The 11660-nt window shown below is 65.8% G+C and carries 9 protein-coding genes; 6 read left to right on the top strand and 3 right to left on the bottom strand.

Going from position 1 to position 11660, the window contains the following annotated elements; translation table 11 throughout:
• The 3 genes from EUU22_RS01470 to EUU22_RS25120 form a co-directional block, all read left to right on the top strand.
• Positions 1–646: uracil-DNA glycosylase (locus EUU22_RS01470; protein ID WP_165351035.1), on the top strand; the 646-nt coding region annotated here is incomplete at its 5' end.
• Positions 647–801: 155 nt separating this feature from the next.
• The gene (locus EUU22_RS01465) at positions 802–993 is read left to right on the top strand and encodes a hypothetical protein (protein WP_129330349.1); all 192 of its coding nucleotides are present in this window, start codon (positions 802–804) and stop codon (positions 991–993) included.
• Positions 994–1112: 119 nt separating this feature from the next.
• Positions 1113–1277 (top strand): hypothetical protein, encoded by a 165-nt coding sequence (locus tag EUU22_RS25120; protein WP_165351034.1) that lies wholly within the window; start codon positions 1113–1115, stop codon positions 1275–1277.
• 24 nt (positions 1278–1301) lie between these two features.
• Here the strand turns inward: EUU22_RS25120 and EUU22_RS01460 are convergent, their stop codons facing one another.
• The gene (locus EUU22_RS01460; protein ID WP_129330348.1) at positions 1302–2201 is read right to left on the bottom strand and encodes a hypothetical protein; all 900 of its coding nucleotides are present in this window, start codon (positions 2199–2201) and stop codon (positions 1302–1304) included.
• 337 nt (positions 2202–2538) lie between these two features.
• Here EUU22_RS01460 and EUU22_RS01455 point away from each other — a divergent pair, with 337 nt between their 5' ends.
• Positions 2539–3804, top strand: coding sequence for an MFS transporter (locus EUU22_RS01455; RefSeq protein WP_129330347.1), 1266 nt, complete (start codon positions 2539–2541; stop codon positions 3802–3804).
• A gap of 24 nt (positions 3805–3828) precedes the next feature.
• Here EUU22_RS01455 and EUU22_RS01450 read toward each other — a convergent pair whose 3' ends face one another.
• Positions 3829–4761, bottom strand: coding sequence for a DMT family transporter (locus EUU22_RS01450; RefSeq protein ID WP_129330346.1), 933 nt, complete (start codon positions 4759–4761; stop codon positions 3829–3831).
• Between the two features lie 369 nt (positions 4762–5130).
• Between EUU22_RS01450 and pepN the strand changes: the two genes are divergently transcribed.
• Positions 5131–7776 carry an aminopeptidase N gene (gene pepN, locus EUU22_RS01445; protein WP_129330345.1) on the top strand — a complete coding sequence of 882 codons (2646 nt, stop codon included), beginning with the start codon at positions 5131–5133 and terminating at the stop codon, positions 7774–7776.
• Positions 7777–7828: 52 nt separating this feature from the next.
• Here the strand turns inward: pepN and EUU22_RS01440 are convergent, their stop codons facing one another.
• The gene (locus EUU22_RS01440) at positions 7829–8692 is read right to left on the bottom strand and encodes a DUF4344 domain-containing metallopeptidase (protein WP_129330344.1); all 864 of its coding nucleotides are present in this window, start codon (positions 8690–8692) and stop codon (positions 7829–7831) included.
• A 241-nt stretch (positions 8693–8933) separates the two neighbouring features.
• Here EUU22_RS01440 and EUU22_RS01435 point away from each other — a divergent pair, with 241 nt between their 5' ends.
• On the top strand, positions 8934–11273 hold the full coding sequence (locus EUU22_RS01435) for a PAS domain-containing sensor histidine kinase (protein ID WP_129330343.1): 2340 nt from the start codon (positions 8934–8936) through the stop codon (positions 11271–11273).
• Positions 11274–11660: the final 387 nt, after the last annotated feature.

Here is an 11660-nt window from a genome sequence, read left to right as displayed (position 1 = left end):
GCCCCAGCCCGCGCCGCGGCCGGCCGCCGCCGTCGCGATCCCCGACGAGCATGCCGTCACCGAGGCGCGCTTCGCGGCCGAAAGCGCCCGCACGCTCGACGAGCTCAAGACCGCGGTCGAGGCCTTCGGCGGCTGCAACCTGAAGACCAGCGCCCGCTCCACCGTGTTCGCTGCAGGCGAGCCCGCCGCCGGCGTCATGGTGATCGGCCCGATGCCGAGCGGCGACGACGACCGCGAGGGGACGGCCTTCTCCGGCAAGGCCGGCTTCCTGCTCGACCGCATGCTCGGCGCGATCGGGCTTTCGCGCGAAACGGTGCTGCTCTCGACCGTCATTCCCTGGAGACCGCCGGGCGACCGGCCGCCCTCGGCGCCGGAAGCGGCGATCTGCCGGCCCTTCATCGAGCGCCAGATCGAGCTTGCGGAACCCAAGGCGGTGCTGCTCCTCGGCAATTTCACCGCCCGCTTCTTCTTCGGCGGCACCGGCACCATCCACACGATGCGCGGCGAATGGCGCGAGATCGCCTGTGGCAGCCACGCGGTGCCGGCGATCGCGACGCTGCATCCCCAGGAGCTCCTGACCGCCCCCGCCAGCAAGGCGCTCGCCTGGGCGGACCTGCAGGCCTTCCGCGCCCGTCTCGGCGGCTGAACGGCGCAAATTTTCGGCACTGGTAAACGAAACATGACGAAAGTCATGCAAATCGCGCATGGCAGTGCGGCAATCTGCGACATTGTCGAATCGATGTTGCAGTGCAATATTGCAGTCGGTGTTGTGGGAGGAACCGTTTAAGAAAGAGCCTCGTCATGACCATGCCCTGCCGCCCCATCCACAGCAGTTTCGAAACGCTCCGCCTTGCCGGCGAAAAGCTGGGCAGCGGCCACGGATATCACCGTTTCGGCTCCGCCACCCACGAGCAGTTGAGCGCACGAGGCCTCGGCCGTTTCGGGCAGCTCGCCCGCCCCTCTGCCATCTTCACCGATTTCCGGGAACGCTGAGCCGGCGCACCGCGCCGGCCGCATGGCTCCCTTCCGGTTTTGTGCATTGCACAACAAAGGCTCGTGCCGCAGGATCCGGACAAGTCCGAAGACACGCGAAAAACGCAAAGGTTCGTACCATGAACGTCAGATTTCATCCGCTTCGCAGTTTCCGCCGGGCCGTCGGCCAGATCGGCACCGCCGTCCACGCCTCGGAGGAATACAGCCTCGCCCAGGCCGGTGGCGACGCGGAACGCCGGGCGCACCGCGACGTGAGCCCCGCCATCCTCAACATCCCGCTCTGAGACAGCGCTCCGCCGTCCGCCGGTTCAGCGTTCCGTCGCGGCCGGGCGGATCTCTTCGGGGCCGCAGAGGTTGAGCTTGCGGCAGGCATCCTCGTAGGCCTCGTCGACCGCCGCAAACTTGATCGCCTGCCAGCCGAGATATTCCTGCAGGAAATCGCGGGTGAGGCACAGGCCCTCCTTGCGTCCGTCCCCCTTCCAGACGAGGCAGCCTTCGGCGATCGCGCGGTTGAGAAGCCGCTGCAAATGGGTGCGCGACATGCGGAAGGTCTCGGCCATCGCGCGGGCATCGATCCGGCCGACATCGACCAGCTCGGCCTCCGGGACGCCCGTCCCCACCCTGCGCATCAGTTCGTCCATCACCAGCCCGCCGGACTCGGTCCAGAGAAACATCGCAACCCTCGGCGGCGGCTCCCGCCAGCGCGGGTCCTCGATCGTCTGCCGGGCGGCCTGCGGCTGGATCAGGCGGAACAGCTCGGGATGATCCACCAGTGTCGCGGCGCGGGCGCCGCCGTCCATCTGGTCGAGCGCCGCCAGATTGGCGAGCAGCCAGTTGAACATCGCCTCGACACTCACCTGCGTCGGCTCGAAGCGGCGGGGCCGCTTTGCCGCTTCGCCGGCGATCCGCATGAAGCGATAGGCCTGGAGCTGGTTGAGGAAATTCAGGATCGTATTGCGGCTCGCCGCATCCACCCCGGTCGCCATGTCGCGCAGTCGGCTGATGGTGAGACCGGAGCGCGGCACGGCGGGATCATATTCGTTGTGCAGGGCGAAAGCCGCTTGGCTCAACAGCCAGCGCTGCTGGGAGGCGAGGAAGCGCGCAAGGCGCGGATTGCCGTCGTGGACGCCACGCAGTTTGTCCGCGAGAAAGCGGACCGCCAGAAGGAAACGCGGATGCGCCTGCAGATCCGCAGCGGAATACGCCATTGTCAGCCTCGCCTTTCCCCTCGGGGAGCCCCGCCCCTTTGTCGCGACAACCGTCCGACCCAGAAATCCGGTCGGTATCGTCGCTTACCCGCCACCACGACGGTCATCTTATACTCGAAATATGAATTAGTGCTTATGAATAAAGAACCGTCGGGCACCTGGCATGAAGGCCTAAATGGTTGGTCATATTGACAGAATACATCTTTGTTCCACATGGCGCAACCATATGAGGAGTATGCGCAACCGCGCATGCAACCATGCGTCTGCTTGCTTTCCCGTCGACACAATCCTCGTTTCATCATAAAGGCTTGGCACTCTCCGAACGGAATCGGCCCCGATGCTGAACAGCCTCGCCTCCATCGCCGCCCTCATGCTGTCCACCCTCCTGATGATGACCGGGCTCGGGCTGATGAACTATCTGGTGCCGCTGCGTTCGCTGGCCGAAGGCTGGTCCACGGTCACCGTTTCCGTGATCGCGACGGCCTATACGCTCGGCTTCACGCTCTCCTGCATCGTCACGCCGGTCCTGGTGCGCCGGGTCGGCCATGTCCGCGTCTTCGGCGCGCTCATCACCCTGCTCACCGTCTCGATCCTGTTCTCGGCGCTGCTGGTCGAGGTCTATGCCTGGCTCGCCTTCCGGGCGCTCGCGGGTTTCGCCATCGCCGGCAGTTACCTCATCATCGAAAGCTGGCTCAACGAGCGCGTCACCAACGATAATCGCGGCGCTGTCTTCTCCGTCTACATGATCACCTGCCTCCTCGGCTCGATCGGCGGCCAGTATCTCGTGCCGCTCGGCGATCCGAACGACATGGGGCTCTTCGTCGCCTGCGGCATCGTCTTCTCGCTGGCGCTTTTGCCGACCATGCTGTCGACCGCGCCCTCCCCGGCGCCGATCGCCGAGGCGCGTTTCGACCTCGTCCGCCTCTACCGGCGTTCGCCGATCGCCTTCGTCGGCTCACTGCTCGCCGGCGCGCTGTCGGGCACCTGGGGCAGCCTCGGCGGCGTCTACAGCCAGGCGATCGGCATGGATGCCGCCGGCGGCGCGACGCTGCTTGCCGCAGTGCTTGCCGGCGGAGCGCTCGCCCAGATGCCGATCGGACGCATTTCCGACCGCATCGACCGGCGCCTAGTGATGATCGCCTGCGGCCTTTTCGGCGTTGCGGCGAGCCTCGCCATGGCCGCCTTTGGTGCGCTCGGGGTCGTCGCCGCCTGTATCGCCGGCTTCTTCGTCGGTTCTGTGCTCTACCCCGTCTACGCGCTCAACGCCGCCCATGCGGCGGACATGGCCGAACCCGGCGAATACGTGACCGTCTCCGGCGGCGTGATGATCCTCTACGGCATGGGAACGGTCACCGGGCCGCTGATCGGCGGCAGCCTCATGCAGGCCCTCGGACCGGTCGGGCTCGTCTGGTTTCTGGCCTTCATCTTCGCCGTCTATGCAGGCTATGCCGCCTGGCGCATGGGCCGCCGGCGGGGCAAGGCCCGCGACGAGAAGACCGATTTCCAGGGCGCCACGATCCCCGTGCTCGGCGCCGACCGGGTGAACGCGACAGGGCCGCTGGCCGACGACGACAACGGCATTCCCGGCGGCGAACCCGCCTGACACGGGCCTCCTGCAAGGGCCGACTTACGGCGTCGAGGCCTTGCGTGCCGCCTTCCGTTCGAGCCCCAGCTGGTGTTCGCGGTAGATGATGAAAATGCCCGCGGCAACGACGATCGCCGCGCCGATCAGCGTCGTCAGCGTCGGCACGTCGCCGAAGAGGAAGTAGGCGACCACCGAGCCCAAGATGATCGAGGTGTATTCGAAGGGCGCGATCGTCGAGACGTCTGCATAGCGGTAGCTCTCGGTCAGCAGGATCTGCCCTACCCCGCCGAAGATGCCGGCGAGCGCCATCAGACCGAGCTGGGTCCAGGAGAGCGACTGCCAGCCGAGGAACCAGGTGAAGGCGGCGAGCACCGAAGCGGTCAGCGAGAAATACATGACGATGGTCGGCGTCTTCTCGGTCTGTACCAGCTGGCGCACCTGCAGCATGGCGGCCGCGCCGAGCATGGCGGAGGCGAGCACGGCGATCGCCCCGATCGCCGCCTCAGACTGCTGACCCTCGGCGCCGAAGAGCGTCAGCTTCGGCCAGGAGATGATCGCGACCCCGATCATGCCGACGAAGACTGCCGTCCAGCGATAGACGCGTACCGCCTCGCGCAGGAAGACTGCCGCGAAGACGACGGCGATCAGCGGCATCGCATAGCCGATGGCGATGGCGTCCGGCAGCGGCAGGAGAACGAGGCCGTAGAAGCCGACGCTCATCGACGCGACCCCGATCAGCCCGCGCTTCAGGTGGCCGACCGGATTGTCGGTGCCGAAGGCCGTGCCGATCTCCCGTCGCCAGGCGAGATAGACAAGGATCGGCAGCATGGCGAAGGCGGAACGGTAGAAGACGATCTGCCCCGGCGGCATGCCGGCGCCGGCCAGCTTGATCGACGTCTGCATGCCGACGAAGACCATGACCGAGCAGACCTTCATGAGGATGCCGCGAAGCGGATCGGAAACGGCAGAGTCCATCTGTTGCTTCTCGTGAGCCCCCGGGCGGGACCTTTCTGGTGACGGGAGTGGGCGGCTGCGCGGCATCCGCCGCGAAAAGGCAAGAGCGTCCATCATCGGCCGGGCCGAAGCGTCTTGCAAGGCCGGCGGCGGCGGATCGGGTACGCTTTCCGGCAACAGAAACGGTCGCGCGGCACCGGTCCGGACCCACCTTGCGACGGTTCTTCCTTCAGTGAAATCGAATTTATCTGCCCGCGGGCAAGTATTCGTGATAATTTTAACAATCGTTCAGAAATTACTGCAATCATCCCGGCCGAAATCGCGCTGGCTCGTATCTCATTTACGTTCGCGGGTGCCGGATTCATGCAAGACACCGAGCAGGAAGAATTCATGCGAACAGACACGGGCCGGATCATTCATCTGGCAGATTACCGCCCAACCGATTTCGTTCTGGAACGCGTTGATCTGACTTTCGAGCTCGATCCGGAGGCGACAAAGGTCGAGGCGCGCCTGATCTTCCACCGCCGCGAGGGCACCGATCCTGCGGCTCCGCTCGTTCTCGACGGCGACGAGCTGACGCTCTCCGGCCTGCTGTTCGACCAGATGGAGATGGCGCGTGAGCGCTATACGGCGACGCCCGACACCCTCGTCGTTCGCGACCTGCCGGAATCCTCGCCCTTCGAGCTGACGATCACCACAGTCATCAACCCGCAGGCCAATTCGCAGCTCATGGGGCTCTACCGCTCGAGCGGCATCTACTGCACCCAGTGCGAGGCGGAAGGGTTCCGCCGCATCACCTATTTCCCCGATCGCCCGGACGTGCTTGCGCCCTACACGGTCACCATCATCGCCGACAAGGCCGCCAATCCGCTGCTGCTCTCCAACGGCAACTATCTCGGCGGCGGCAATTTCGACGAGGGCCGCCATTTCGCCGCCTGGTTCGATCCCCATCCGAAGCCGGCCTATCTCTTCGCGCTCGTCGCCGGCGATCTCGGCGTGGTTGAGGACAAGTTCACCACCATGTCGGGCCGCGAGGTCGCCCTGAAGATCTATGTCGAGCACGGCAAGGAGCCGCGCGCGGCCTATGCGATGGATGCCTTGAAGCGTTCGATGAAATGGGACGAGGAGGTCTTCGGCCGCGAATACGACCTCGACATCTTCATGATCGTCGCCGTCTCCGACTTCAACATGGGGGCGATGGAGAACAAGGGCCTCAACGTCTTCAACGACAAGTACGTGCTTGCCGATCCGGAGACGGCCACCGACGCCGACTACGCCAATATCGAGGCGATCATCGCGCATGAATACTTCCACAACTGGACCGGCAACCGCATCACCTGCCGCGACTGGTTCCAGCTCTGCCTCAAGGAAGGCCTCACCGTCTTCCGCGACCACGAATTTTCCGCCGACCAGCGCTCGCGGCCGGTGAAGCGCATCGCCGAGGTCCGGCACCTGCGCTCGGAGCAGTTCCCGGAGGATGCCGGCCCGCTCGCCCATCCCGTCCGCCCCGACAAATATCGCGAGATCAACAACTTCTACACGACGACCGTCTACGAGAAGGGCTCCGAAGTCACCCGCATGATCGCGACGATCCTCGGCCGCGACCTCTTCAAGAAGGGCATGGACCTCTATTTCGAGCGCCATGACGGCGAGGCCGCCACGGTCGAGGATTTCGTCCGCTGCTTCGAGGCTGCGAGCGGCCGCGATCTCGGCCAGTTTTCCCTCTGGTACAACCAGGCCGGCACGCCGCATGTGAGCGTCGCCGCGGCCTATGACGCCGCCGGCAAGACGCTGACCCTCGAGATCGGCCAGACGGTGCCGCCGACACCTGGCCAGGCCGACAAGAAGCCGATGCACATTCCGCTCGATCTCGCCCTGGTGCTGGAGGACGGCACGATCGCCGCGCCCACCTCGGTCGAGGGTGCCGAAATGACCGGCAGCGTCCTCCATCTCAAGGAGGCCCGCCACAAGGTCATCTTCACCGGCATTCCGTCCCGCCCGGCGCTTTCGCTGAACCGCAGTTTCTCCGCGCCGGTCGTCGTCCGCTACGACCAGAAGCCGGCCGACCTCGCCCTCATCGCCCGCCACGAGACCGACCTCTTCTCCCGCTGGCAGGCGATCACCGATCTGGCGCTGCCGGCGCTCAAGGATGCGGCCCGCGCCGCGCGCAAGGGTGAGGCGATCCAGATCGACGTCACCTTCGCCGACGCGCTGCTCGCCGTCGCCGCCGACCCGGCGCTGGAGCCCGCCTTCCGCGCCCAGGCGCTGACGCTGCCGAGCGAGGCCGACATCGCCCGCGAACTCGGCGGCGACAACGACCCCGACGCCATTCATGCCGGCCGCGAGGCGGTGCTGACGGCAATAGCGCGTACCGGCGCCGAGACCTTCGGCAGCCTCTACGACACGATGACGCCGGACGGCGGCTACAGCCCCGATGCGGCGAGCGCCGGCCGCCGGGCGCTGCGCAACGCCGCCCTGCTCTACCGCACGATCGCAGCGGATACGCCCGCTCTTGCGGCGGAGGCCTTTGCGAAGGCCGACAACATGACCGACCTCGCCCAGGCGCTGACGGTGCTCGCGCACCGCTTCCCCGAGGCACCGGAAACGCACGCCGCACTTGCCGCCTTCGAGGCACGCTTCGCCGAGAATGCGCTCGTCATCGACAAGTGGTTCCAGATCCAGGCGACGATCCCCGGCGATGGGGCGCTCGCCCGCGTCATGCGGCTCAAGGGGAACCGGCACTTCAACGAGAACAACCCGAACCGGGTCCGCTCACTCGTCGGCGCCTTCGTCTTCAGCAACCCGACCGGCTTCAACCGCGCCGACGGTGCCGGCTACCGTTTCCTCTCCGAGGAGATCCTCAGGATCGACGCGAAGAACCCGCAACTCGCCGCACGCCTTCTCACCTCCATGCGCTCATGGCGGCAGCTGGAACCGGCACGTGCCGAACTTGCCCGCACCGCGCTCGTCCGGGTCGAGCGCGAAGTGCTCTCGAACGACGTGCGCGACATCGTCGACCGCACGCTGAAGGGCTGAGCGAAAGGGTGGCGTGTGCGCCACCCCGAGCCATGCCGAAGCGCGTGGCTTTCTATTCTTCGTCGGGATTGTCGATGTACCACTGCGCGTCGAGATCGGCGCTGTTCTGCAGGTCCTCATAGCAGAGCGTCATCTCGCGCGCTTCGGGATCCCAGAAGGCATTGGCCTCGCCGCATTCGCTCGCCGTCAGCCTTATGCCGTCCTTCAGCTTGTAGGTGCCGGAGAAGACCTCGGCCACCATCTCCATCAGACCGGCGCTGCGGATCATCTCGCGGAAATAGGCGAGCTTCGGGTCCTTCGTCTCGTCGTAGGTGATCGTGAATTTCGTCTGGTCGCCCTCGCCGGCCTCGTGCGGCTTCAGCACCGCACCCCAGCTCGCCGCCAGCGTCTGGTATTCGCCGGGGCATTCCTCGGCGCGATAGTCGGGATACTCCACCGAATCGGCAAATTCCCTGAAGCGCTTCTCGTTCTTGCCGAGCATCCAGCAGATCGTCGCGTAGGCGCGCTGCTCGTCGAGCCCGTGGGAATCCCAGGATGGCATGTCCTCGGGCTTGGCGTCGGGATCGGCCGAGAGGAACCAGATGTTCGCCCAGTCCTCCACCGCGACGTTCAGGTCCTCGTCGTCGGCCTCGAGCAACAGCAGCATGGCGAGCCCGTCGACGGCGTCCTCCTCACGGCCGAGCACCGGCAGCGAAAGTTCCGACACCAGCATGTGGCCGGCCTCGTGGAAGACCGTACCGATCGCGACGTTGAGGGTGAACTGGTCGGCCTCCTGCCGCTGCTCGTCGGTCAATTCGCCGTAGAGTTCCGGCGGCGTCGCCTCGACGGCCGCCGCAGGCGCGGCGAGCAGCAGCGCCGAGAGAAGTGTTCCGGAACAGGCGGCTGAAAGACCGCGCGGCCGTGAAAATGATGCCATTTGGAAAAGCCCCCGAGCCCCGCCGCCAGCCGGCGGCCGACATCCGTGCTACGGCAGCGGGCGACCTCTTTTCAATCGGAATCAAGCGTTTGGCGGACATGATCCAAAAAAAGCCGATTCCGATTAAGGGCTTAACATTTTGTTCACCATCCCCGTCTGGACAAGGCGAATCGCCAGTGATTCATTGAGTCAGATTCGGGCGGGCGGCGCTTCGAATCATACGAGGGATCAAGGTGGGACGATGGCGGACGTGCGGCGGGCTTCCGCGGCCGATGGGCGGCTGCGACTCAAATTTTCGGGATTTGGGGGTCGGATCGACGGGCTCGGACGGCGGCTGGCGATTGTCCTGACGGGGAGCGACGGCAATTCGCGGCAGGCGGAAACGCTGCTCAGGCGGGCCATTCCGGTTCTCATCATCGCCTTCCTCGCGGTCGTCGCGACGGCGCGCCTCAACGGCATTCTCGCCGAATATTCCCGGATGGAGGGCGCCTTCCGGCAGTCGGCGACGCTTTCGGCGGCAACCGCCGCCGCGGCCCTCGGACCCGACGGCACCGTCCTTGCGACCTCCGACCGGCTTGCCGCCGAGGCAGTCCTTGCCCGCTACCTGCCGCAGGACCGGCTGGCTTCCGGCTCCTTCCTGCTGTTGATCGACGGCGAAGGTCGCATCTTCGCGTCTTCGTCGGACGGGGCACGCTATGTCGGCATGGATATGGCCGGACTGCTGCCGCAGGCGGGCAGCATACGCTACGTCGCCGATCGCAGCGGCGCGCTCGAAGCCTTCATCGACGGCATCCGCCACTACGTGGTGCTGGTACCGGTCGGCGCCAAGGGCGCCTTCGTGCTGGCGGCACAGTCGCTGCAGCCGCTCGACACCTACTGGCGCAGCGAAGTCTCGCTCAGCGTCACGCTCTTCTCCGGCATCTCGCTGATCCTGCTCGTCATCCTCTATGCCTATTTCCAGCAGGTCAAACGGGCGCGCGAGGCCGACGACACCTTTCTCGAAACCAACCTGCGCGTCGAGGCGGCGCTGTCGCGCGGCCGCTGCGGCCTCTGGGATTTCGACCTTCAGAGCCGCAAGCTCTTCTGGTCGCGCTCGATGTACGAGATGCTCGGCCTGCCGCCGTCCGGCGCCGTGCTTGGCTTTGCCGATGCCGCCCGGCTGATGCATCCGGACGACGGCAATCTCTATGCGCTCGCCCGCGCGGTCGCCAAGGGCGACCCCCGGCAGATCGACCAGGTCTTCCGCATGCGCCATTCGAGCGGCCACTACGTCTGGATGCGGGCCCGCGCCCAGGTCATCCGCTCCTCGACCGGCTGCATGCACGTCATCGGCATCGCCATGGACGTCACCGAGCAGCACCGGCTCGCCCAGCGCTATGCCGAGGCCGACCAGCGGCTCGCCGACGCCATCGAATGTACCTCGGAGGCCTTTGTGCTCTGGGACAAGAACGACCGTCTCGTGATGTGCAACGCGCATTTCCAGCAGGTCTACGGCCTGCCGGACAGCGTGCTTGTTCCGGGCACCGAACGCGCCGTCGTGCAGGCGGCGGCCGCGCGGCCGATCATCCAGCGGCGCGTCGCCGATCCCGACCAGACCGGCACCTCGCGCACCACCGAGGTGCAGCTCGCCGACGAGCGCTGGCTGCAGATCAACGAACGGCGCACCCGCGACGGCGGCCTCGTCTCGGTCGGCACCGACATCACGCTTTTGAAGCGTCACCAGGAGCGCCTGCGCGAGCAGGAACGCCGGCTGATGGCGACCATCGGCGACCTCTCCTCCTCGCAACGCAAGCTCGAGCGGCAGAAGGCCGAGCTTTCGGTCGCCAACGCCAACTACCAGGCCGAGAAGGACCGCGCCGAGGCGGCCAACAAGGCGAAATCGGAGTTCCTCGCCAACATGAGCCACGAGCTCCGCACGCCGCTCAACGCCATCCTCGGCTTCTCCGAAATCCTGCTCACCGGCATGTTCGGGCCGATCGGCTCGCCGAAATACTCCGAATACGCCAAGGACATCCACGAGAGCGGCAAGCATCTCCTCAACGTCATCAACGACATCCTCGACATGTCGAAGATCGAGGCGGGCCAGATGCGCATCCGCTGCGAGACCATCGACCTCGCCCCCCTCATCGAGGAGAGCCTCCGCCTGACGGCAATCCCCGCCCAGCAGCGCAACATCCATGTCGAGCAGCGCGTCTCGACCGGCCTCACCGTGGAAGCGGACCGCCGCGCCATGAAGCAGATCCTGCTCAACATCCTGTCGAACGCGGTGAAGTTCACCAACAACGGCGGCAAGATTGCGCTCCGCGCCCGCAAGATCGACGGCGCCGTGATGCTCACCATCGCCGATACCGGCATCGGCATCCCGAAGACGGCGCTTTCCAAGATCGGCCAGCCCTTCGAGCAGGTGCAGAGCCAATATGCCAAGAGCAAGGGCGGCTCCGGCCTCGGGCTCGCGATCTCCCGCTCGCTCGTTTCGCTGCACGGCGGCCGGCTCGGCATCCGCTCCCGCGAAGGCTGCGGCACCGTCGTCTCGGTGAAGATCCCCGACTGCATCATGCGGCAGGCGACGCGCACGGCCTGACGATCGCGGCGATCAGCGCATCGGCGGCCCTCCCCGTCACGCCGTTGAAGACGCCGTGCGAGAACTCCGAAATCTGGCAGCAAATGCTGGCAAGCAATACCGGCGCGACGTTGGCGGCTTTGCGCCCGTGTCGGTCATCTGGAGCCAACCTTCAAACGCCCAAAAGCAGACGTCAAAGGGAATAGGCTCCCAGGATGAACTCGTTCTTCGTGGCTGCGGACACTCGTGGATTGCGCGAAGACACGTAGACGTTTCCTCGGCAATGCGAATGCGACGCGGCAAAACCAAATGCTCGACTAGACGTTCTACCCTACACCGGGCATTGTGCAATTGCGGTTATGTATTGATATGCGCTAAGGTTGTAGGCACTATTATTCGCAAGCGGGT

The sequence above is a fragment of the Ciceribacter ferrooxidans genome, assembly GCF_004137355.1.
Lineage (GTDB): Bacteria > Pseudomonadota > Alphaproteobacteria > Rhizobiales > Rhizobiaceae > Allorhizobium > Allorhizobium ferrooxidans.
Note: the sequence above shows the minus strand (reverse complement) of the source record. Positions and strands in the feature narration are given on the sequence as shown.

Excerpts from the sequence above, each read along its gene's own strand:
- EUU22_RS01465 (WP_129330349.1), top strand. The coding sequence starts at position 802 with ATGACCATGCCCTGCCGCCCCATCCACAGCAGTTTCGAAACGCTCCGC.
- EUU22_RS01455 (WP_129330347.1), top strand. The coding sequence starts at position 2,539 with ATGCTGAACAGCCTCGCCTCCATCGCCGCCCTCATGCTGTCCACCCTC.
- EUU22_RS25120 (WP_165351034.1), top strand. The coding sequence starts at position 1,113 with ATGAACGTCAGATTTCATCCGCTTCGCAGTTTCCGCCGGGCCGTCGGC.
- EUU22_RS01440 (WP_129330344.1), bottom strand. The coding sequence starts at position 8,692 with ATGGCATCATTTTCACGGCCGCGCGGTCTTTCAGCCGCCTGTTCCGGA.
- EUU22_RS01450 (WP_129330346.1), bottom strand. The coding sequence starts at position 4,761 with ATGGACTCTGCCGTTTCCGATCCGCTTCGCGGCATCCTCATGAAGGTC.
- EUU22_RS01435 (WP_129330343.1), top strand. The coding sequence starts at position 8,934 with ATGGCGGACGTGCGGCGGGCTTCCGCGGCCGATGGGCGGCTGCGACTC.
- EUU22_RS01460 (WP_129330348.1), bottom strand. The coding sequence starts at position 2,201 with ATGGCGTATTCCGCTGCGGATCTGCAGGCGCATCCGCGTTTCCTTCTG.
- pepN (WP_129330345.1), top strand. The coding sequence starts at position 5,131 with ATGCGAACAGACACGGGCCGGATCATTCATCTGGCAGATTACCGCCCA.